Origin of the sequence: Egicoccus halophilus (genome assembly GCF_004300825.1) — a bacterium.
Lineage (GTDB): Bacteria > Actinomycetota > Nitriliruptoria > Nitriliruptorales > Nitriliruptoraceae > Egicoccus > Egicoccus halophilus.
In genome coordinates this window covers 526,569-548,339 of record NZ_CP036250.1, presented here as the reverse complement: position 1 = coordinate 548,339, position 21,771 = coordinate 526,569, and the positions used below count along the sequence as shown (strand labels likewise).

The window sequence follows — 21,771 nt, the reverse complement described above, 5'->3', positions numbered from 1 at the left end:
CCGGGGGACGGCGCGGGGCCGGATGCGTGCAGCCGCCGGTCGACCCGCCGGTCCGGACGCCAAGTCCCACGGTCAGTCGAGCAGGTCCCCGAGGCCGTGCAGACAGGCGTGCTCGAGGTCGTCGAGGGACAGCTCGACCAGGCCGCGGACCGCCAGGCGCTCACCGCCGACGGTGCCGATGTCGGTCAGCGGCACCTCGGCGTCGGCACACAGCTGGGCGAACGCGCGCACGTTGATGCTCGCGACGGTGACGACCACCCGGCCGGGCGCCTCGCTGAACAGCACCTGCGCCGGATCGAGGTCGGACGCGACCGCGACGTCGACGCCGACCGCACCCGCCACGCACGACTCCGCCAGCGTCACCAGCAGACCGCCGGCCGCGACGTCGGAGGCCGTCTGCAGCAGCCCGTCCCGTGCCGCCAGTTGCAGCACCTCGCCGATGGCGGCCTCGCGCTCGAGGTCGACCGGGGCGAGCCGGCCGCCCAACGGCAGGTCGAGGTAGCGCTGCAGCTCGCTGCCGGCCAGGCCGGGCTCGATCGGTCCGCCGAGCAGGAACACGATGTCGCCCTCGTCCTCGAAGGCCAGGCCGACCGCGTCCTCGGCGTCCTCGATCACCCCGAGCACGCCGACGACCGGGGTCGGGTGGATGGCCGACCCGCGGGTCTCGTTGTACAGCGACACGTTGCCGCCGGTGACCGGGATGCCGAGCGCCTCACAGGCCTCGCCCATGCCGGCGATCGCCTCGGCGAGCTGCCACATGATCTCCGGTCGTTCCGGGTTGCCGAAGTTGAGGCAGTTGGTGGTGCCCAGCGGCCGGGCGCCGGTGCAGGCCACGTTGCGGAACGCCTCGGCGACGATGCGGCGGGTGCCCTCGCGCGGGTCGAGCTCGCACCAGCGACCGTTGCCGTCGGTCGCGCACGCGACGGCCTTGCGGCTGCCGGGCAGGCGCACCACCCCGGCGTCGGCCATGCCGGGCCCCAGGACGGTGCCGGACAGCACGTGCTGGTCGTACTGCTCGAACAGCCACCGCTTCGAGGCGACGTTGGGCGAGGCGAGGAAGGCGAGCGCGAACGCGTCGAGGTCGTCGGGCAGGGTCACCGACTCGGCGTCGACCGCGGCGTAGTCGTCGAGCCAGTCGGGACGCGCCATGGGCCGCTCGTAGGTCGGCCCCTCGTCGGCGAGCGAGCGGGCCGGCAGGTCGGCGACCACCTCGCCGCCGCGCGTGAGCACCAGCGCGTCGCCCTCGACCACCTCGCCGATGACCGACGCGGGCACGCCCCACTTCTGCGCGATGGCCAGCACCTCGTCGACCAGCTCGGGCGAGACCAGGGCGAGCATCCGCTCCTGCGACTCGGAGCACAGGATCTCCCACGACGCCATCGACGGCTCGCGCAGGTGGACGGCGTCGAGGTCGACGTCCATGCCCATCGACGCCTTGGAGGCCAGCTCCGCGGTCGAGCAGGCGATGCCGGCGGCGCCCATGTCCTGGATGCCGGAGATCAGGTCGCGCTCGTAGAGCTCGAGGCAGCACTCGATCAGCAGCTTCTCCGCGAACGGGTCACCGACCTGCACGTTGGGTCGCTTGTCGTCGAGCGCGTCGTCGAACTCCTGGCTGGCGAGCACGCTGGCCCCACCGATGCCGTCACGGCCGGTGGCGGACCCGAGCAGCACCGCGACGTCGCCGGCCTGTTCCGCGCGGGCGAGCTGGAGCCGGTCGCGGCGCAGCACCCCGATCGCGAGCACGTTCACCAGCGGGTTGCCGGCGTAGGTGTCGTCGAAGACCGTCTCGCCGCCGATGTTGGGCACGCCGACGCAGTTGCCGTAGCCGCCCACGCCGCGCACCACGCCGTCGACGAGGTGGCGCTGGAACAGGTCGACGGGGCGTTGCCGCCCGGCACCGTCGGTCCAGCCGCCGGGGTCGCCGAACCGCAGCGGGTCCATCACGGCGATCGGGCGGGCGCCCATGGTGAAGATGTCACGCAGGATCCCGCCGACGCCGGTGGCCGCTCCCTGATAGGGCTCGACGTAGCTCGGATGGTTGTGCGACTCGATCTTGAAGGTGACCGCCAGGCCGTCGCCGACGTCGACCACACCGGCGTTCTCCCCCGGCCCGACGAGCACGTGCGGCCCGTCGGTGGGCAGCGTCCTGAGGTGCACCTTGGACGACTTGTAGGAGCAGTGCTCGGACCACATCACCGAGTACATGCCGAGCTCCGACACGGTGGGGGTGCGTCCGAGCGTCTCCGCGATGCGGTCGTACTCGTCACCCCGCAGACCGAGTTCGTGACCGAGCTCGCGGGCACGGTCGGGCGAGAGTGTCTCGTCCGCGGGGAAGGAGCGGGTCTCGGGCACGGCGGCGCCTTGGTCGCAGGTGCGGTCGGCGGGCGCGCAGGAGCCTACTGCCGGGCGCGGATACCCTCGCGGTCCCACCCTCGGACGTGATCGAGACCGCACATGGACGCGCTCAACACCCTGCGTGCCATCCTCGTCGGCTGCGCCTTCGTGGCCGCGCTGCTGCTCGCCTTCGACGGGCAGTGGGTCCCTGCGGCGGTGCTGTTCGCCGGCATCCTGGCCCACTTCGGCCTGTGGGGGTACCTGCGGGCGCAGAGGCGCCGCGACGCCGCGGCCAACGGCGGCCTCGGCGACGTCCCCCGCGCCTGAAGGGGCCCCGCTCAGAACACCGACAGGTCGAGGCGGTCGGTGAGCTCGTGGAGGGCGGCCTTGCCCGCTCGGGAGTTGCCGGCCTGGTCCAGCGGCGGCGACCACACCGTGACGCCGTACCGGTCCGGCACCACCCCCATGATGGCGCCGGCGACGCCGGACTTGCACGGGATGCCCACGTCGAAGGCGAACTCCCCCGCCGCGTCGTAGGTGCCGCAGGTGAGCATGAGGGCGTTGACGCGCCGGGCCAACGGCGGTCGGAGGATCTGGCGGCCGGTGGCGGGGTCCACGCCGTCGTTGGCGAGGAAACGGCTGGCACGGGCCAGCTGACGCGCGGTCATCTTCACGGCGCACTGGTGGGCGTAGGCCTTGATCACGTCGTCGACGGGGTGGTGCAGGTTCCCGAACGACTGCATGAGGTACGCCATCGCGCGGTTGCGGCCGCTGGTGCCCTCCTCGGAGCTGGCGATGCGCTCGTCGACGGTGACCTCCTCACCGGCGAGCTCGCTGACCAGCGCCTGCATCTCCTCGTGGTGGTCGGTGCAGTGGTCGAGCAGCACGTCGTCGACGACCAGGGCGCCGGCGTTGATCATCGGATTGCGCGGGATGCCCTTCTCGTGCTCGAGCTGGACCAGCGAGTTGAACGGGTCGCCGGAGGGCTCGACGCCGACGCGGCCCCACAGCTCCTTGCGCACCCCGTCGGCGGCGTCGGCCTTCTGCATGGCGAGCACCAGGGAGAAGACCTTCGAGACGGACTGGATGGCGAACGGCCGGTCGACGTCCCCGACGACGTGCTCGGTGCCGTCGAGGTCGACGACGGCGAGCCCGAAGCTGTCCGGATCCTCTTCGCGCAGTTCCGGGATGTAGTCGGCGAGCTCGCCCTCGCTGGCCTTGGGCCGGGCGATCTCGGCGACCTCCTCGAGCAGGGCGTCGAGGTCCTTCGACGCGTCGTCTCCACCCATGCGCGACGTTCCTCCGGTGTCGTGAGCTGACGGGCCGACAGGCTGGCACACGCCGGCACGGCCACCGCGCCCGTCCGGACAGTGCGGCGGGCAGGATCGGCTCCCGGTCGCGGCGCCCGGACGAGCTCGGGTCGTGCGACTCAGCGCGACAGTCGGCGGGTGAGGACGCCGCGCAGCAGCCGGCGCCCCAGCACCGTGTTCGCGAACGCGACGACGATCCTCGCCACGGTCGCGGCGATCCACCTGGGCACGAGCGTTCCTACCGGTCGACGACGCGGTCAGTCTCCTGCAGCGGCGCCGGTCGGCGGACCGTCCGTGCGTCCGCGCACGGCGGGCGGCCGTCGGTACCACGCCGGCAGGTGCCACGCCGGCAGGTGTCAGCGCGGTGCGGGGACCGGTCGACGCGTCACGCCGGTGCCGCGCGGCCTTCCAGCACGCTGCGGAAGAACCCCTGTCCGTCGGCGCCGCCGATGAGCGTGGGGTCGACGGCATGTTCGGGGTGCGGCATCACGCCGACGACGTTGCGCCCCTCGTTGGTGACCCCGGCGATGTCACGCAGCGAGCCGTTGGGATTCCGACCGTTGGCGTAGCGCACCACCACCCGGCCCTCGTCCTCGAGGCGGTCGAGCGTGACCTCGTCGGCGTAGTAGCGGCCCTCGCCGTGCTTGGCGGGGACCACCAGCACCTCCCCCGCCGCGTAGTCCGCGGTCCAGCGGGTGTCAGCGGCCTCGACGACCAGCGGCACGTCCTTGCAGACGAAGCGCAGACGCTCGTTGCGCAGCAGGGCCCCGGGCAGCAGGCCGGCCTCGCACAGGACCTGGAAGCCGTTGCAGATGCCGAGCACCGGGCCACCGTCGGCCGCGAAGTCGGCCACGGCACGCATCACCGGTGCCCGGTGCGCGACGGCACCGGTGCGCAGGTAGTCGCCGTAGCTGAACCCGCCCGGCAGGACGACGGCGTCGACGCCCTTGGTGTCGGCGTCGTCGTGCCACAGGGCGACGCCCTCGCCGCCGCACCGCTCGACGGCCCGGACCGCGTCCTGGTCGTCCAACGATCCGGGGAAGGTCACCACACCCACGCGCATCCGCGTCTCCTGCCACCATCGGTCGGTCGGAAAGGTACCGCGCGCCCCCGCGGGCTCCTCAGCGCGGCCAGCCGGCCTCGACGAGCTCGGCCAGCGGGTCGGGCGCGGCGAGCAGTTCGTCGACGTCGTCACAACCGCGGGGGCGCAGCTCCTCGGGAAGCTCGCCGCAGGCCTGCTGCTGCAGCCGGGCGGCCTCGAGCTCCCGGGCCGCGGGGATCGGCTCGCCGGGGAACCCGGGGGTGCCGAGCAGGACCAGCTGGTGGATCAGCGCCGGCGCCGCCGCGGTCGCGTCCTCGAACTGGAAGATGGCGTTGAGCTCGATCACCAGCCGGTCACCCTCCAGCCGGGCGCTCGACTCGACACCGGAGAGCTCGAAGACCGCGATGCGCACGCGCCCGTCGCTGCGGGCCCACGCGCGCAGCCCGTCGAGTGCCGGCTCGTAGCCCCCGCCGGCCAGCAACGCGCAGGCACCCTGCATCGCGACCCGCGCGGCGGCACGGGATCCGGCGTCACCGATGATCTGCCCGCCCTGGAAGCACGCCGGCCCCTGCTCCACCTCGTCGGTGGGACTGAGCTGGGCGTCGCCGCGCTCGACCGTGACCTCGGCGCCACCGGGTGGACGCCGCTCGGCGGCGGACAGCTCCTCGCGGCCGAAGGTCGTGCTGGCGGCCCAGATCGTGACGCCGATGGCGATCGGCACCAGCAGCAGCATGGCGATCACGAACCAGCGGTGCAGGACCGGCTCACCGGTCGGCAGCGTGGGCAGGCCGTCGTCGCGCAGCGGCGGCAACGAGGAGGACGCGCCGCGGCGCTCGTCGCTCACGAGGCGGACCCGATCGGGCTCACGCGTCCGCGCGCTCGTCGTCGCCGATGACCCGCCAGGTGTAGGACTCGATCACCGGGTTGGTGAGGAAGTCGGCACACATGCGTCGCACCCGGTCCGCGAGCTCGTCACCCTCGGCGTCGACCTCGAGCTCGAGGTGCTTGCCGACACGGACCTCGCTGACCCCGTCGTAGCCGAGCCCGGGCAGGGCCCGTTCCACCGCACGGCCCTGGGGGTCGAGGATCTCGCGCTTGAGCAGGACGTCGACGGCGACGCGGGGCATGGGGCGCTCCGGCGGGAGAGGACGGGGATCGACGGCGCGGAGCCTACCGTCCGGGTTCCCCTCCGAGCCGCCCGGCGACGACCTCGCCCTTCCCGGCCCTTCCTTCCGTACGATCGGTGCAACCGACACCGGACGAGGGAGGAGCCGCAGATGGCGGGCGTGGTGTTCGAGGATGTCCAGAAGGTGTATCCGGACGGGACCCAGGCGATCTTCGATCTGTCGTTGCAGATCGAGGACGGCGAGTTCGTGATCCTGGTGGGGCCGTCGGGGTGTGGGAAGTCGACCGCGTTGCGGATGGTCGCGGGGCTCGAGGAGATCTCGGGCGGCAAGCTCTACATCGGTGATCAGGTCGTCAACGATCTGTCGCCCAAGGAGCGCGACATCGCGATGGTGTTCCAGTCCTATGCGCTGTATCCGCACATGTCGGTCGCGGACAACATGGGGTTCGCGCTCAAGTTGGCCAAGACGCCCAAGGAGGAGATCGACCGGCGGGTCAACGACGCGGCGGACATCCTGGGGTTGACCGAGTACCTGCACCGCAAGCCCAAGGCGCTCTCGGGTGGGCAGCGGCAGCGGGTCGCGATGGGCCGGGCGATCGTGCGCTCGCCGCAGGCGTTCTTGATGGACGAGCCGTTGTCGAACCTGGACGCGAAGTTGCGGGTGCAGATGCGTGCGGAGATCGCGGCGTTGCAGAACCGGTTGGGGGTGACCACGGTGTATGTCACCCACGACCAGATCGAGGCGATGACGATGGGGGACCGGGTCGCGGTGTTGATGCGCGGCAAGCTCCAGCAGGCCGACTCGCCCCAGACGTTGTACAACGAGCCCAAGAACCTGTTCGTGGCCGGGTTCATCGGTTCGCCGTCGATGAACATCGCGCAGGCCACGTTGGTCAAGGCCGACGGTCGGGTCTGGATCGAGCTCGATCGGGGTCAGACCCGGTTGTTGGTGCCCGATGCGGCGTTGGACCGGTATCCGGGTGCGGCGCAGCGGGATGGTGGGCCGGTCGCGATCGGGATGCGTCCGGAGCACTTCGCGCCGGTGGACGAGGTCGCGCCCGAGCAGATCTGGCGGGACCGGGAGGTCACGCTGGTCGAGATGCTCGGGGCGGAGATGCTGGTCCACTTCCGGACCGACACGCCGCCGATCGTGACCGATGACATGAAGGAAGCGATCGACGACGACGAGGCGTTCGAGGAGCTCAAGCGGCAGGCCGCCTCGGGTGGACAGACCTTCACCGCCCGGTTCGAGCCCGGGAACCCGCCCAAGTCCGGGACCCGTATCGACGTCGGTTTCCGTACCGAACGGCTCCACTTCTTCGACCCCGAGACCGGCCTCGCCCTGCGCTAGACCCACCGGCACCACGTCTTCCCACCGGCATCACGGATCACGGCCAGCGGCTCACGCCGCTGGCCGTCGCCGTCGCTCGCGTGCCCGCCCGTCCGGGTAGCCGTCCCCCCCGTGTCGGCTGCTTCACTGCCCGCCATGAACTACGACCTCGCCGCTGTCCGTGCCCAGTTCCCGGCGCTCGCCGAGGGCGCCGCCCACTTCGACGGCCCCGGTGGCTCGCAGGTGGCGCGTCCCGTCGCCGACGCCGTGGCCGCCACCCTGATGGCCGCGGTGGCCAACCGCGGCCATCGCACGCTCGCCGAGCGCCGCGCCGAACGGATCGTGCTCGACGCCCGACAGGCGATGGCGGACCTGCTCGGCGTGGATCCACGTGGCGTCGTCTTCGGTCGGTCCATGACGGCGCTCGCGTTCGACTTCGCCCGCACGCTGGCCCGCACCTGGCAGGCCGGCGACGAGGTGGTGGTCACCCGGCTCGACCACGACGCGAACATCCGTCCCTGGGTGGTGGCCGCCGGAGCCGTCGGCGCCGAGGTCCGCTGGGCCGACTTCGACCGGGACACCGGCGACCTGCCCGTCGAGGCGGTGACGCGGCTGCTCTCGCCACGCACCCGGCTGGTGGCGGTCACCGGCGCGTCGAACCTGCTCGGGACCCGCCCCGACGTCGCCGCCATCGCGGCCGCGGCGCACGAGGTCGGCGCGCTGGTGCACGTCGACGGGGTGCATCTCACCCCGCACGCGCCGGTCGACGTCGCCGCGCTGGGGGCCGACCTCTACAGCTGCTCGCCGTACAAGTTCCTCGGCCCGCACCTGGGCGTGATGGCCGGTGACCCGGCCCTGCTCGAGCAGCTGCACCCCGACAAGCTGCTGCCCTCCACCGACGCGGTGCCCGAACGCTTCGAGCTGGGCACGCTGCCCTACGAGTTGCTGGCCGGCGTGACGGCCACGGTCGACTTCCTGGCCTCGATCACCGGGGACACCGGCCCGCGCCGCACCCGGGTGCTGACGGCGATGTCACTGCTCGAGGCGCACGAGTCCGCCCTCGCCGAGCGCCTCGAGGCCGGGCTGCGCGACATCGACGGCGTGCGCCTGCTCGGGTCGGCGCCGCAGCGGACCCCGACGGTCGCGTTCACGGTCGCCGGACGCTCGCCGCAGGAGATCGCCCAGGACCTCGCCGACGTCGGGGTCAACGCCCCCGCCAGCCACTTCTACGCCATCGAGGCCTCGCGGTGGCTCGGCCTCGGCGACGACGGCGCGGTTCGTGCCGGCATCGCCCCCTACAACGACAGCGACGACGTCGACCGCCTGCTGCGCGGGGTCGCGACCGCCGCACGACGCTGACAGCGACGAGCGCCGACGGCGGCGGGCGCTGCGGCCCCCGGGCGCGGACGCGCCCCGGGGTCAACCGGCCGCTCCCCCCGATCCCGCGCCCTCGGGGACCGTCTCGGCCGACTCGAGCTCTCGGTCCCGTCGCACCAGCTCCGCGAAGGTGGCGCCCGCCAGGGACGCCCGCAGCGCCTCGCGGGCCTCACCGAGTGGTTCGTGGACCGCACAGGCATCCTGCCAGCGGCACGGTCCGCCCCGCAGCACGCACTCACGGGGCGGGTCCTCGTCGACCGCCTCGATGACCTCGAGCAGCGAGATGGTCTCCGGCGCCCGCGCCAGTTCGTAGCCACCGCTGCGGCCGGCGACAGAGACCACGAGCTCGGCCCGGACCAGTTCCGCGAGCAACGCGGGCAGGTACGTCGCCGGGACGGCCATCTCCGCCGCGATGGCCCGCGCCGTGCGCCGGCCGCGGCCATGGTGCCGGGCGAGGTCGAGCACGGCACGGACGCTGTAGTCCGCCCGCCGGCCGAGCGTGAGCTTCATCGCCGGGGGCGATCGTCGTCGGGCGCGGAGGCCGACGGACACCGGTGCTCCTGCGCCGGACCCTCGACGAGCGCGCCGCAGCGGTCACACACGCGGTCGAGCCAGCACGCCGGGTCGCCCACCTCGCCCTCCTTCGTCTCCACGCCGCAGCGTACGGCCGTCAGCGCCCGTCACCACGGACGGCGGAGCCGGGCTGCGGGATTCCTCCGGGGGACCGGATCGGCCAGAGCGCGGTTGCGAGCGTGGCCACGACCGTGGCGGCCAGCAACGTCCAGCCCAGCGCGACCAGCGGCAGCCCGACGGCCACACGCGCGGCGGCGACGGTCACGGCCGTGGCGCCGAGGGCGAGCACCGCCGCCCTGGTGCGCGCACCGACCTCGAGCCGACGCGTGATGACCTCCCGTGCACCGGTGCTGCGGCCCCGCAGCATCGGGGCGAGGTAGACCAGCGTCGCGATCACCGCCTGCGCCAGCACGGCGGTCAGGGCCGCGGCGCCGACCGCGTCCAGCCAGCGCCAGGTGCCGGTCGCGAGCACCGCGGCGTCGACCCAGGCGACCAGGGGGAAGGCGACGGCGACGCTCCACACCAGCGGCTGGGCGGCCGTACGACGCGGTGCGCGGGCGACGGCCCGCGCGACCGGGACGCAGACGACCGTGGCGGCGAGGGCGTACACCGCGACCGCCGCCGCAGAGGCCAGGCGCGCCGCCGTGCCGCCCCAGCCGACCAGCCCGGTGAGCAGCAAGAGCAGCACCGCGGCGCTCAGGCCCGTGGCGCCGGGTCGCAGCCAGCGTGCGGCCCGCGCGTCGGCGCCCTCCTCGATGCGGGTGCGCGCCATCGTCGGACCGAAGAAGACGAGGGTGGCGAGCAGGGTCAGGCCGCCCCAACCGAGGATGTTCGCGTGCAGGTGTGCGATCCGGCCGGCGCCGTACCAGCGTCCCGTCAGCACGCCGCTGCCGAGCAGGGCGCCCAGGATCGCCCCGTGGATGAAGGCGCCGTGCGCGCGCTCGTAGACACGCGCGATCCAGCCGAACCGGGCGCCGACGGCGGCATGGCGCATGCGACGGATGCGCCAGTAGGCGACGAACACGGACACGGTCAGCGTGGTCGCGCCCGCCACCAGCAGCCAGCGTCGCCCCGACGGCAGACCGACCAGCACGCCCAGGATGCCGGCGTTGGTGATCAGCGGCCACCAGGCCGGCCGCTCGCCGACCGTGCGGGTGACGGTACGGCCGAAGTGCTCGCTGAAGGTCAGCACCAGGTTGGTCAGCACGCCGAGCGTGAACAGGTGCACCGAGAACCAGCGCCCGCCGGGCAGCGCGTCGCCGAACGCGAGCCAGACGAGCAGTGCCAGCAGGTAGCCCAGCGCGAGCACGATGCTGGGTGCCGCCGCGCCGAACGGCGACGCGCCACGGCGACGGCCGTGGCCGGCGGAGAAGGCCGGCAGGGACGCGGGAAGGGTCGTCACGTCGGGACTCCGGGGACGGGGACGGGGACGGCGTCGCGGCGCGTCGCCGCGCGGACGGTGAGGACGACGAACAGGACGAGGGCGGCCACGTTGGCCGTGCAGCGCCGGCTCGCGCAGCGGATGCGAGGCCGCGAGGTCCGCGCCGATGCGGACGACCACCGAGACGTGCAGCAGCACGAGGGGCACGTAAGGCGGAGCGGCGGAAGACCGGTGGCCGGCGCAGTACGGCCGGGCGGCAGCGACGAGGCGCCGGCGGCAGGTGCCCCCGCCGCCGGCGCCCACCGGGGTCACTGGACCTCGAGCGTTCCTTCCATCATCGCGCGGTGACCCGGGATACTGCAGTAGAAGGTGTAGGTACCGGGTTCCAGCGTCACCGTGCCGGTGACGGTCTCGCCGCCGGCCGCGTGCGCGACGTGGAGGTCCCCGAGCTCCTCGATCACGATGTCGTGCTCCGCGACCCCGACGTTGTCGAGGGTGACCGTCACCTCCCCCGCCGTCGCCCGCAGGTCCCCGGGGGCGAAGTACAGGTCGCCCGCCTCGACCTCGAGGGCCGCGCCGGCCACCGCGGGGGCCGCCGAGGCGTCCGGCGCGCCGTGGCCGTCGTCGTGGCCGTCACCGGTGCCCTCGGGGGCGTCGAAGACCGCGGGGTTGGCGTCACCGGTCACCGTCAGGGTCGCGACGGCGCCGCCGTCGATCGCGCGGGTCAGGGCGTGGTCGACGAGCAGGTAGTTGCCGGGTACGTCGGCGAGGAACTCGACGTAGGTCGCGCCCCCGGCCGGGACCAGGGTGGTCTGCACGTTCTCGTTGACCAGCGAGCCGCCCTCGACGCTGGCGCGGTCGAACACCTCGCCGATGACGTGGAAGCTCGAGGTGAGGTTGGGGCCACCGTTGCCGACGTAGATGCGCACCGTCTCGCCGACCTCGGCCTGCAGCGCGCGGTCACCGGCGAGCGAGCCGACGGCGCCGTTGAAGACGACGTGGGTCGGGTCCTCGGCCATCATCCGGTCCATGTCGTAGGACAGCAGCCCTTCGGTGCCGCGGGCCTGGGCGGTGTAGACCTCGCCCTGCACGACGTAGAACTCGCGGTCGACCGGTGTCAGGCCGCCCTCGGGCTCGACCACGATCAGGCCGTACATGCCCATCGCGACGTGCGTGGGGATGTGCGGCGTGGCGCAGTGGTAGACGTAGACGCCGGGGTTGAGGGCCTGGAAGCTGAACGCTCCCGACTCGCCCGGGGCGAGCTGCGTGGCACCGGCGCCGCCGCCGGGGCCGTTCACGGCGTGCAGGTCGATCGAGTGGGGGTTGGCGCTGCCGGCGTCGTTGTGCAGCGTGAACTCGACCGTGTCGCCCTCGCGGACGCGGATCAGCGGTCCGGGCACCGTGCCGTCGAAGGTCCAGAACGTCGTGGTGGACCCGTCGGCGAGCTGGCCCTCGACCTCGATGGTGGTGAGCTCGACCGGCACGGTGGTGGCGCCGCGGCTGCCGACCGGTGCGGGCACGGTCACGCCGTCGTGCCCGATCGCCTCGGCCGTGCGGGGCCCCGGCTCGAGCGGCTCGACGGTGGCCGGTGCCGCGGCGACGGCCGGGTCGGCGGCCACGGTGGTCGGCGCGTCCCCGCCGCCGACGGCGAGCGCGACCGCCATCGCGGCGAGCACGGCAGCGGCGACGAGCAGCAGCGCCCGACCGGACGAGAGCACCACGGGTGCCGGCTCGATCGGGCGCGCCGTCGGAGACGGCGCTCGTGGGGGTGCCTGGGTGGTCATGGCCCCTACCTCCGGGGAACAGCGCCTCGGCGCCGACGGAAACGTTTAGGAGTTCAGTAAACGTTTCGCCCGGGAGGGTCGTCAGGGCCCTTCGGCCCCAATGCGTGTGTCGCCATCCCTCGACGCGGCCGCCGGGAGCGAGCTCGGCTGCCGCCCCGTGACCGCGGTCGGGACCGGGCTCATTGGTCGCGTCCCGTCGCGGCGGCCGGGTCGTGGCGCAACGCCGGTCGCCGGCCGTAGGTGAGCCACCGCCACAGCCACTCCGCCGGGCCGAAGCGGAAGTGGCGCAACCACCACGGAGCGAGCACGAGCAGCACGCCCCAGATCCCGACCACGACACCCAGCGACGCGGTCGCGCCCCACTGCCCGTAGCGCGAGAAGCCGGTGAAGACCACCAGCGCGAGCAGGCTCTGCAACAGGTAGCCGGTGAGCGCCGTACGACCGACGGCGGCCAGTGGACGCGGGACGCCGAAGCGCAGGCACAGCAGGGCCAACGTGGCCAGATACCCGACGGCGAGCACCGGTGCCCCCAGCAGCTGCGCCGGCAGGGCCAACGCCTCGGCCCACCCACCACCACCGGTGCCACCGAGGGTGCCGACCAGCCCCAACGGCACGTTGAGCGGCAGACCGACGAGGATGCCGACGACCGCGGCGCGGCGCAGCCAGCCGCGGTACGCCGCCAGGTCCCGGACCAGGCCGCTGCGTCCGGCGGCGAACCCGAGCAGGAACAAGCCGAGGATCCACGGCAGCACGAACAGCTGCCCCCCCTGGACGAGCAGCGCCTCCCAGGCGTTGACGGTCAGCACGTCGCCGGGCCCACCGCCGGTGCGGGCGGCGAGCGCCGCGTCCGCACGGTCGGCGAAGAAGCCGGCGAACCCGCCCATCGCCCCGGTCGAGCCGGTCGCGCCGGCCGACGCGGCGCCCGGCACCGCCAGCGCGAGGGCCGCGAAGCCCAGGGACCCCAGACCGAGCACCGCCAGGATCCCGGCGCCCCACCCGGCCACGACGCGCACCGGCAACTGCACGAACGCCAGCAGCACCAGACCGGTCAGCCCGTAGGCGAACAGGATGTCCCCGGGGAACAGCAGCAGCATGTGGGCGAGACCGAAGCCGAGCAGCCAGCCGTAGCGCCGGGCGAGCAGCCCGCGCGGCGAGCCGCCCCGGTCGAGCACCCGCCCGGCGATCAGCGCGGCGCCGAGCCCGAACATGAGCGAGAAGCTGGAGACGAACTTGCCGGTGGCGAGCCAGCCGACCACGACGTCCACCACGCCGTCAGCACCGGTGGGCGTGGGACCGGGCTGGCCGGCGAGCGCCGCGTACAGCCCTGGGCCGCGCATCAACTCGACGTTGACGAGCAGGATGCCCAGCAGCGCGAACCCCCGCAGAGCGTCGAGCACCGGCTCGCGCTCCCGGGGCGTGGTCGGACCGAACGCCGCCGTGTCCGTCAGGCTCGTCGGTGGTGGCGGTGCGGGCCGACCGCCGTCGACCGGCGGCGCGGGCCGGGCCCCACCGACCGGCGGCGCGGGCCGGCGATCACCGGCGGGTGGCGGTGGCGGCATGGGTCGGGGGTCACGGGTCACGGCGGACGGGTCCTCGCACGGGGTCGCCACGCATGGTCGCAGACCCTCACCCGGCCCGCTGTCGCCGGTCCCACAGGGCCAGCAACGAGGGCAGGACCAGCGTCGCGGCGATGCCGGACAGCACGATCGCGTACACGATCACGTACCCGAGCTGTTCGAACGGCAGCAGGGTGGAGGTGGTCAGCACCCCGAACCCGATCGCGGTCGTCAGCGCCGAGCCGACCACCGCCCCGCCGGTCTCCCCGACGGCGCGCCGCAGCGCCTCGATCCCGTCACCCCCGTCGCGCCCGTCACCGTCGGCCCGGTCGCGCTCCTCCAGGAAGCGGTTGGCGACGTGGATGGTGAACGGGACGCCGATACCGATCGAAAGCGCGGCCAGCGTGGCGGTCACCGGGTTGAGCGGAATGTCGGTCGCGGCCATCATCCCGAAGGTGGCGGCGAGCACGAAGCCGATCGGGAGCACGGTGAGCACGCCGATCAGCGGTTGCCGTCGGCGCCAGCCGTAGAACACCGCGAGCAGCAGCATCACGGCCGCCAGCGCCACCAGGATGGAGACCAGCTGCGCCGCCTCGATCTCGTCGGCGACGCTGGCCTGCACCAGCTCCTGCGAGGTCGGGAACACCTCGACGCCGGCGTCGGTCGCCGGGTCGAACGCCTCGAGCAGGTCGTTGCGCAACGTCAGCGCCTCGGCCTGCTCGACCGAGGTGCGCAGCTCGACCCGGGACCGCCATCCGTCGGCCACCTCGGCGAGCACCTGCTCCCCGCCGGGCGCCTCGAGCAGCAGCTCGTAGACGGCGTCGACGTCGGCGTCGTCGGCGACCTCGGGCCCCTCGGTGACGCCGAGCTCGCCGAGCGCACCGGCGAGTTCCTCGGTCGCCAACGCGTCGTCGAGGACCGAGACGACCGAGGTCGCGTCGGGTGCACCGGCGACGGTCCGTACGCCGTCGACCTGGCCGGCGCGATCCAGGGAGGCGACCAGCGCGTCGAGGGCCTGCGGGGTGGCCAGCTCCCCGGTCAGCAGCACCTCGGTCTGCTGCCCGAAGCCGCCGCCGAAAGCCTCCTCGACGAAGGCGAACACCTCCAGCTGCGGCTCGTCCTGCGGGACGAAGTCGGTCAGCTCGAACCGGCTGTCGAGCTGGGTGAACCCGTACACCCCGACCCCGGTCAGGGCGAGGGTGACCAGCAGCGTGGGCACCGGCGCCCGGTCGGCGAGCCAGACGGTGCGCCCCATCAGCCGCGGGATCGTGGCGCTGCCCGATGCGCTCAGCGCGTCGGTCGGCAGCCGGTCGCGCGCGACCGCACGCCGGTCGAGCAGGATGCGGGCCGCGGGCAGGAACGTCATGGTCAGCACGAACGCGGCGAGGATGCCGCTGGCCGCGAGCACCCCGAGGGTGGCCAGGAAGTCGACCGGGCTGAACAGGTTGGTGAGAAACCCGATCGCGGTGGTGGTGCTGTCGAGCAGCAGCGCGACACCGACGGTGGCGAACGTGACGACGTAGCCACGCCCCGGATCACCCGACACGCCGGCCTCGGTGCGGTAGCGGGCCAACAGGTGGATGGCGAAGTCGACGCCGAGCGCCACGACCAGGATCGGCACGATCTGCGTCTGCGAGTCGAAGTAGCCGATCAGCCCGGCGTGGTCGGGACCGAGCAGCACACCGAGGCCCTGCATCCAGACCACGGCGAACAGGATCGTGACCAGCGTCAGCCCGACGTCGGCCAGCGTGCGTCGCAGCATCGTGCCGCGGCCGCTGCGGCCGGGCCGGCTCCAGTACACCAGTGCGAGCACCAGCAGGATGATCCCGAGCGCGGTACCGAACAACCGACCGATCTCCGGGCCGATGTCGTTGTCGTCGAGCAACAGCGCGAGCGACAACGGCGCCACCTCGAGGGTGGCGGGGACCTCGACCTGCTCGATCACCTCGACGAGCTCGGCCTGACGCGCGACGACCTCGTCCTCGTCGAGGTCGCGCGTGTCCTGGAACACCAGCACCAGGCCGGCCCCGGGCGGATCCCCTTCGGCCAGCAGCTCCTCGGTCAGGGCGACGACCTCGTCGGGGAGCTGCTCGGCCGCCTGCGCGAGCAGGTCACGGACCTCACCGTCGTCCAGGCCGTCGGGGTCACGCTCCTGCTGCGCGAGTGCCTGTTCGGCCGGCGTGAGGAAGCTCAGGATCGGTGGCCGTCCGGGTTCCTCGGCCAGCGTGTCGGCGACGTCGGATCCCTCGACGGCCTCGCGCAGCGCCCGGGTCACCGCCAGTGCGTCGGCCGAGCGCACGTCGTCGCCGTCGCGGGTGCGGACCACCACCTGCAGGACCGACTGGGGGTCGCCGAAGGTCTCGTCGAGGACGTCGAGGGCCTCGCTGTACTCGTTCTCGACCGCGACGCCGTCCTCGACGACCGACTGGCTGGCGAAGGCACCCAGCACGCCGGTGACGAGCACGGTGAGCAGCAGGACGAGGACGGGGCGGCGAGGAACGGCCGAGCGAAGGGCGGTGATGGAAGGACCTCCGGGTTTCACGACACGACGTCGTGTACTTCGGAGAAGCTACCATCGGCGGATGCCGTCGCTCTGGGCCGAGAACCTGGTCGAACACCGGTCGTTGGTGCTCGACCGGCTGCTGGACGCGTTCGGAGAGCAGGTCGAGGCGCACGGCTACGCGCACGTGACGCTGGCCGCGGTGGCCCAGCAGGCCGGCCTCGCACGCAGCGCGGTCTACAACTACGTACGCGACCGCCAGGACCTGCTGGTCGCCCATGCGCGCCGGGACCTCGAGGTGGCCGCGCGACACCTCGACGCCGCGTTGAGCGCCGCCGGGTCCCCGGTCGAGCAGCTGACGACCTACGTCGCGGCGGCGTTCGTCGGCTTCGCCAGCGGCCCGCTGCGCGGGCACGACCCGATGGGGCTGCTCGACGAGGCCAAGCAGCGCGAGCTCGTCGAACACCTGCGCCCGATGCGCGACGCCCTGACGAAGATCCTGTCCGACGGGCTCGACGACGGCAGCTTCGGTGGCGGGTCGGTGGCGGAGCTGGCCGAGTTCGTGGTGGCGACCATCAACGGCTACCGGGTCGCGGTCGCCCGCGGCCAGCTCGATCCGCACGAGGTCGCCGCCCGCAGCACCCGCCTGTTGCTGCGGGCGCTGCGGCCGGCGACCTGACCGGTCAGCGGGGCCGCGGCGAGGTCGGGCCGTAGACGATGGTGAGATCGGCCGGGCGCGCCGGCAGGTGGCGGGTGATCAGCCAGCGTTCGCCGCGGACCACCAGCGGCGTGTCGCGGCGGTCTCGGTCGAAGTCCCCGACCAGGACACGGTCACCGGACGCGCCGTAGCTGAACGCCCGGGTGGCAGCACCGGGCGTGGGCGTGTCGCGCAGCAGCCAGCGGGTGCCGCGGACGACTCCGATCCCGTCGGCCCCCCTGGCGGTCCAGTTGCCAACCACCGGCCGGTCCCCCTTCCGGGTGCCGTAGGTGAACGTCACCTGCGCGATCCCCGGGGTGGCGGTCTGGCGCAACTGCCAACTCCCGCCCCGGAAGACACCGATCCCGTCACGCCCGTTGCCGTCGAAGTCCCCCACGACCGGGACGTCACCGGCGCGCCCGAAGGCGAAGGTGAGCTCGGCCGCGCCCGGGGTGGCGGTCTGGCGCAACTGCCAGTTCCCGCCCCGGAAGACGCCGATCCCGTCACGCCCGTTGCCGTCGAAGTCCCCCACGACCGGGACGTCACCCGCCCGCCCGAAGCCGAACGCGACCGTGGCGCCGTTCGCACCCGTCGGCAGGTACCACCAGCCGGCGGCGTACCAGCCGACCTGACTGCGCCCGTCGCCGTTGAAGTCCCCGACGACCGGGGTGGCCTGTGCGGCGGTCGGCCGGGGCGCCGGCGTCGGCGCCGGCGGTGCGGGCGTCGGCGCCGGCGGTGCGGGCGTCGGCGCCGGCGGTGCGGGCGTCGGCGCCGGCGGTGCGGGCGTCGGCGCCGGCGGTGCGGGCGGTGCGGGCGTCGGGGCCGGCGCGAGCGTCGGCGTCGGGGCCGGCGCGGGAGCCGGCGTCGGCGCGGGAGCGGGCGCCGGGGTCGGGGTCGGCGCCGGTGCGGGCGTCGGCGCGGGAGCGGGCACCGGGGTCGGCGCGGGGATCGGCGTGGGCGTGGGCGTCGGCGTCGGCGAGGCGCGCGTGACCGAAGTCGCGAAGACGGTCGAGCGGACGCCGAGATCGCCCAGTACGGAGCGGAACCGGTCACCGGAGACGGTGACGCGCCCGCTGGTCCCGGTGACGGTCACCCCGCCGAAGCCGTGGCGTGGGTCACCGACCCGCCCGCCGGGGCCGGCCGGCTCGTTGACGGTCACGGCGGTCACCGTCCCGACACCGAAGCGGGTGCCGAACACCGACCGGTCGATCACCGTGGCCCAGGCCGCGTACGGGTTCGCCCCCGCCTGTTCCCACCGGGAGTCGTCGACGGCCGGCAGGTAGCCGATCTGCCGGCCGGCCCAGAACTGGTACGAGGTGCCTGTCCCGCCGGTCGACGACGAGTAGAAGGCGGAGATCGGGGCCGTGCCGAGCCGCAGCACCTGCGCCGAGCCGGCGGTGGCACCCCGGGTCGCGTCGACCGCGGCGACCCAACGGGCCCCCCACTGGCCGGTGGTGCCCTCCGACTCCTTCTCGTAGCCGGTGTAGTTCTGGTCCGCCGTCGTCGCGTACACGTCGCATGCGCAGCCGGCGCGGGCGCCGCGGTGCTGCAACGCCTTCTCGAGCGCGTAGGTCCGGCCGGCGACCGCCTGCGCCTTGAGCGCCTCGGCCGGCCAGGAGGCCGGCATCTCGGCCAGACCGTAGAGGTAGTCGTCGAACGGCAGTTGCAACACGACGTGCATGCCGGTCGTGTCGGTCCGCCCGGTCAACTCCAGCAGCCCGCGCCGGTAACGCAGGTTGCGGCCTCCGGCATCGACCCGGGTGGTCCGGTCCGTCACGTCGGCCTGGAGCCTGACCGCAGGACCACCGAAGACGACCGTGGTCCCGTCGAACAGCGACACGCCGCCACCGGCGGCCGCCACGGCGGTCCAGGTCCGGCCTGCCGGTTGGGTCGCCACGGCCACCTGGGCGCCCGAGGCGTCGCGAACGGTCCACGTCAGCGCGGCTTCGAGGGCGGCGACCGGCACCCGTGTCGCGGCGGTCGCCAACGACACCCGCACCGTCGCCGGGAGCGCGACCGTGTCGAGCGTCGTCCCCGGGTAGTAGGTGGCCAGGATCTCCCGGTGGGTGCAGCCCAGCGTCGCGGCGCCGCGCGCGCCGTACTGGCTCATGCCGACCCCGTGTCCCCAGCCACGACCGCGGACCACGACGCCGTCGGTCGGGGACGGGGACGGCAGCGGCGGCAGCACCCCACCGGCGGCGGGCGGGCACGCCGACGTCGGCGCCGACGAGGCGACGGCCGGCGCGGTCGGGACACCGGCGAGCGCGACCGCGACCGTCAGCAGCAGGGCGAACGCGCGGATCCCGGACATGGCAGCCCTCGACGGGTCGGCGCCGCCGTCCGGAAGGACGACCGCGCGAGGTGGCCGTCCAGCGTGATCGGCACGTCCCGGCCGGACCTGACGGATCCGGGCCGACCCGCGCGCCTGGACGCACGACGACGCGCGTCGCGTCGCTGTGGACCACGACCCGCCCGGCTGCCGGGCGCCGACGCGTCGGCTCCGGCGGCAGACCGACCACGGCGCCCCGCCGTCCGGCGGGGCGCCGCGCAGCTGCCGCGGTCACGCACGCCTCGTCGCGTGCGTACGTGCCACGTCGTCAGCCCGTGACGACCCGCCCGTCGGCGTCGAGGTGCACCACGACCTGGTCGTCGTAGACCCGACGCTCGGCGCGCACGAGCTCGTAGTCGGCGTCGAGCACGGGGAAGACGTGCACCGGACGGAAGGTGACCTTCGCCACCGCACCGCCCTTCGCGGGACCGTTGCCGCGACCGCGGTGCGGAGCGAGTCGCTCGACGTCGACCTCGAGGTGCCCGTAGTGCTTGCCGCCGGCGACGAGCTGTCGGACGCCGTCGACGTCCTGCCACACCTCGGGCTCGTCCTGGTCGGCGGTCCACTGGCGGTACGGGTTGTAGCGCAGCAGCGGGTCGTGCAGCGAGGGGCCGTTCCGACGCTCGCCGCGCAGCCCGTCTCCCGCCACACCGACGTCGTAGTAGTGCACCCCGACACCATCGCCGTCGGTGTCCACGAACGAGCGCTCGAACATCTCGCTGTGGCCCGAGAGCACGGCCGTGACGCCGTGGCGTTCGAACAGCTCGTGGTACTGACGCATCGGCGTGCCGCCCTGGCCGGAGCTGAGCGCGTGGTACATCGGCAGGCCGTGTTCGCCGCTGCTGAACGGCGCGTGGTGGAACTGCACGAACACGATCTGGCCCGCGGCGCGGGCGTCGGCGAGCTCGCGCTCCGCCCACTGCCACTGCGGGCTGCCCGGGTTGAGGTCGGCCAGGTCGGTGCCGCCGGCGGCCTCGTACTCGGCGCGGGTGACGTTGTCCTGCGTGTCGGTGCCCGGGCCGCGGTACTCGCGGCCGGTGGCCCGCTGGTCGGCCGGCACGTCGGTGCGGCGCTCGTCGGGCTCGCCGTTGGAGCTGTCGAGCGTGATCAGGGTGACGGGGCCGTAGTCGATGCGGTGGTAGTTGCCGGCGTGCGCCGGGGTGTCGTTCGCCGGCGGGTCGAAGTAGGCGTGGTACTTCGCCCGTGCCCGGACCACGGGGCTGCGGTCGGCCGGCGTGCCGTAGCCGCCGTTGAGCGCACCGAAGTTCTCCCAGTTGCCGATCGCCGGCACGATCGGCCGGCTCGAGAGCACGTTGCCGAGCTCGCCCGCGTTCTGGCGGAAGAACTCGTCCCAGCCGGGCTGGTAGCCGCCACCCTGCACGAGGTCACCGGGCATCATCACGAAGTCCGGGCGGCGCGACTCGACGACGTCGAGGTTGCGGCGGTAGCCCTCGTCCTCGGTCAGTGCGTAGCGCAACACCGGCACCTGCGACAGCGTGGTCGTGCCGAAGCTCGCCGCCCACGGGCTCGCGTCGCTGCTCTCGGCCGACGGGCGGGGCCGGCTGCCCGGGGCGAGCGACCCGGGTGCCCACTCGCGACGGTTGACCCGACCGAGGGGCTCGGTCTCCGCATCGGCCATCGCGACGAAGCGGATCCGCCGCCAGCCGTCGACGGACGGGGCGGTCTGGAACACGTCGGTGAAGACCTCGCCGCCCTGGCGCACGGTGTAGACGTAGCGCGTGTCGGGGCGCAGGCCGGTGACGTCGACGGCGTGCTTGTGGTTGCGACCCGGATGCAGCCAGGATCCCTGCGGCAGCCCGGCGATCTGCTGCTGACGTTCGGCCTCGGTGTAGTCGAGTGCGGGTTGCCGCTGCGGGGTCGTGCGGTGGACCTGGCCACGGCCGAGCCCCGGTCCGCGCACGGTCAGCTCACCCGGTGTGGCCGAGGTGCTGAACCAGGTGACGGTCATGCCGTCCCCGGACGGGTTCTGCAGGTACGGCTCGACCCGCAGGTCGGTCGCGGGGGCCGCGGCGGCGTCCGGGGCCGCGGCCGCGGTCGGTGCTGTGGCCAGCGCGAACAGCGCGGCCACGGCGAGTACTCGACGCATGATGGCGTCCTCCTCGAGGCATCGGTGGACGCGGTCGCGTCCGGCGTGGCGCGCAGCCTCGTCCGGGCAGGCGACGGCGGCCCTGCCGTCCGATGAGCAGCGGGTGACACCTCGGTGACGACGACCCCGTCGCTCTACGCTCGTGTCCCGCGCCGTGGCTCGCCTGGACGCTACGGACACGCAGCAGGATCGACGCCGCCGTGTGGGCACTCGAGGACTGGCCGCCACGTCGGACGTCGAGCGGCGCCGCTGAGCCGACGCACACCGCGTCGCCTCCGTCAGCGGACCCGCGCTCCGCCCCTCCGGAAGTCGGCGGGTGTCCACG

General features: G+C 73.7%; 16 protein-coding genes. 4 read left to right on the top strand and 12 right to left on the bottom strand.

Annotated features, from left to right (window positions below):
- Positions 1 to 72: 72 nt before the first annotated feature.
- Complete coding sequence (gene purL, locus ELR47_RS02515) at positions 73 to 2,352, bottom strand: phosphoribosylformylglycinamidine synthase subunit PurL (protein ID WP_130648455.1); 2,280 nt, start codon at positions 2,350 to 2,352, stop codon at positions 73 to 75.
- A 102-nt stretch (positions 2,353 to 2,454) separates the two neighbouring features.
- Between purL and ELR47_RS02510 the strand changes: the two genes are divergently transcribed.
- Entirely contained in the window at positions 2,455 to 2,661 is a 207-nt protein-coding gene (locus ELR47_RS02510; protein WP_130648454.1) for a hypothetical protein, read from the top strand.
- Between the two features lie 11 nt (positions 2,662 to 2,672).
- Here ELR47_RS02510 and ELR47_RS02505 read toward each other — a convergent pair whose 3' ends face one another.
- The 4 genes from ELR47_RS02505 to purS all read right to left on the bottom strand — a co-directional run bounded on the left by ELR47_RS02505 (position 2,673) and on the right by purS (position 5,813).
- Entirely contained in the window at positions 2,673 to 3,623 is a 951-nt protein-coding gene (locus tag ELR47_RS02505) for a glutaminase (protein WP_130648453.1), read from the bottom strand.
- Between the two features lie 406 nt (positions 3,624 to 4,029).
- Positions 4,030 to 4,707, bottom strand: a complete 678-nt coding sequence (purQ, locus tag ELR47_RS02500) for a phosphoribosylformylglycinamidine synthase subunit PurQ (RefSeq protein WP_130648452.1) — start codon at positions 4,705 to 4,707, stop codon at positions 4,030 to 4,032.
- Between the two features lie 58 nt (positions 4,708 to 4,765).
- Positions 4,766 to 5,530, bottom strand: coding sequence for a hypothetical protein (locus ELR47_RS02495; protein WP_130648451.1), 765 nt, complete (start codon positions 5,528 to 5,530; stop codon positions 4,766 to 4,768).
- Positions 5,531 to 5,549: 19 nt separating this feature from the next.
- Positions 5,550 to 5,813 carry a phosphoribosylformylglycinamidine synthase subunit PurS gene (gene purS, locus ELR47_RS02490; protein WP_130648450.1) on the bottom strand — a complete coding sequence of 88 codons (264 nt, stop codon included), beginning with the start codon at positions 5,811 to 5,813 and terminating at the stop codon, positions 5,550 to 5,552.
- Positions 5,814 to 5,963: 150 nt separating this feature from the next.
- On the opposite strand from purS, the gene ELR47_RS02485 reads away from it, so the two are divergent.
- Both ELR47_RS02485 and ELR47_RS02480 read left to right on the top strand, forming a co-directional pair.
- Entirely contained in the window at positions 5,964 to 7,163 is a 1,200-nt protein-coding gene (locus ELR47_RS02485) for an ABC transporter ATP-binding protein (protein ID WP_130648449.1), read from the top strand.
- Between the two features lie 135 nt (positions 7,164 to 7,298).
- Positions 7,299 to 8,501 (top strand): cysteine desulfurase-like protein, encoded by a 1,203-nt coding sequence (locus ELR47_RS02480; RefSeq protein ID WP_130651179.1) that lies wholly within the window; start codon positions 7,299 to 7,301, stop codon positions 8,499 to 8,501.
- Positions 8,502 to 8,561: 60 nt separating this feature from the next.
- Here ELR47_RS02480 and ELR47_RS02475 read toward each other — a convergent pair whose 3' ends face one another.
- From ELR47_RS02475 to ELR47_RS02455, 5 genes are all read right to left on the bottom strand, one after another.
- Positions 8,562 to 9,071: an RrF2 family transcriptional regulator gene (locus ELR47_RS02475; protein WP_130648448.1), complete on the bottom strand. Its 510-nt coding sequence runs from the start codon at positions 9,069 to 9,071 to the stop codon at positions 8,562 to 8,564.
- A gap of 118 nt (positions 9,072 to 9,189) precedes the next feature.
- A complete protein-coding gene (locus tag ELR47_RS02470) occupies positions 9,190 to 10,494 on the bottom strand; it encodes a hypothetical protein (protein ID WP_130648447.1) in 1,305 nt (434 codons plus the stop codon).
- A 287-nt stretch (positions 10,495 to 10,781) separates the two neighbouring features.
- The gene (gene nirK, locus ELR47_RS02465; RefSeq protein ID WP_188584348.1) at positions 10,782 to 12,137 is read right to left on the bottom strand and encodes a copper-containing nitrite reductase; all 1,356 of its coding nucleotides are present in this window, start codon (positions 12,135 to 12,137) and stop codon (positions 10,782 to 10,784) included.
- Between the two features lie 299 nt (positions 12,138 to 12,436).
- On the bottom strand, positions 12,437 to 13,837 hold the full coding sequence (locus ELR47_RS02460) for a DUF418 domain-containing protein (protein ID WP_130648446.1): 1,401 nt from the start codon (positions 13,835 to 13,837) through the stop codon (positions 12,437 to 12,439).
- A gap of 46 nt (positions 13,838 to 13,883) precedes the next feature.
- Complete coding sequence (locus tag ELR47_RS02455) at positions 13,884 to 16,355, bottom strand: efflux RND transporter permease subunit (protein ID WP_130648445.1); 2,472 nt, start codon at positions 16,353 to 16,355, stop codon at positions 13,884 to 13,886.
- 40 nt (positions 16,356 to 16,395) lie between these two features.
- On the opposite strand from ELR47_RS02455, the gene ELR47_RS02450 reads away from it, so the two are divergent.
- Entirely contained in the window at positions 16,396 to 16,992 is a 597-nt protein-coding gene (locus ELR47_RS02450; RefSeq protein ID WP_165403800.1) for a TetR/AcrR family transcriptional regulator, read from the top strand.
- Positions 16,993 to 16,996: 4 nt separating this feature from the next.
- Here the strand turns inward: ELR47_RS02450 and ELR47_RS02445 are convergent, their stop codons facing one another.
- Positions 16,997 to 19,321, bottom strand: coding sequence for a SpoIID/LytB domain-containing protein (locus tag ELR47_RS02445; protein WP_130648443.1), 2,325 nt, complete (start codon positions 19,319 to 19,321; stop codon positions 16,997 to 16,999).
- Between the two features lie 286 nt (positions 19,322 to 19,607).
- On the bottom strand, positions 19,608 to 21,446 hold the full coding sequence (locus tag ELR47_RS02440) for a metallophosphoesterase family protein (protein ID WP_130648442.1): 1,839 nt from the start codon (positions 21,444 to 21,446) through the stop codon (positions 19,608 to 19,610).
- Between the last annotated feature and the right edge of the window lie 325 nt (positions 21,447 to 21,771).

Excerpts from the sequence above, each read along its gene's own strand:
- ELR47_RS02510 (WP_130648454.1), top strand. The coding sequence starts at position 2,455 with ATGGACGCGCTCAACACCCTGCGTGCCATCCTCGTCGGCTGCGCCTTC.
- ELR47_RS02505 (WP_130648453.1), bottom strand. The coding sequence starts at position 3,623 with ATGGGTGGAGACGACGCGTCGAAGGACCTCGACGCCCTGCTCGAGGAG.
- purQ (WP_130648452.1), bottom strand. The coding sequence starts at position 4,707 with ATGCGCGTGGGTGTGGTGACCTTCCCCGGATCGTTGGACGACCAGGAC.
- purS (WP_130648450.1), bottom strand. The coding sequence starts at position 5,813 with ATGCCCCGCGTCGCCGTCGACGTCCTGCTCAAGCGCGAGATCCTCGAC.
- ELR47_RS02485 (WP_130648449.1), top strand. The coding sequence starts at position 5,964 with ATGGCGGGCGTGGTGTTCGAGGATGTCCAGAAGGTGTATCCGGACGGG.
- ELR47_RS02480 (WP_130651179.1), top strand. The coding sequence starts at position 7,299 with ATGAACTACGACCTCGCCGCTGTCCGTGCCCAGTTCCCGGCGCTCGCC.
- nirK (WP_188584348.1), bottom strand. The coding sequence starts at position 12,137 with ATGGCGGTCGCGCTCGCCGTCGGCGGCGGGGACGCGCCGACCACCGTG.
- ELR47_RS02450 (WP_165403800.1), top strand. The coding sequence starts at position 16,396 with ATGCCGTCGCTCTGGGCCGAGAACCTGGTCGAACACCGGTCGTTGGTG.
- ELR47_RS02445 (WP_130648443.1), bottom strand. The coding sequence starts at position 19,321 with ATGTCCGGGATCCGCGCGTTCGCCCTGCTGCTGACGGTCGCGGTCGCG.
- ELR47_RS02440 (WP_130648442.1), bottom strand. The coding sequence starts at position 21,446 with ATGCGTCGAGTACTCGCCGTGGCCGCGCTGTTCGCGCTGGCCACAGCA.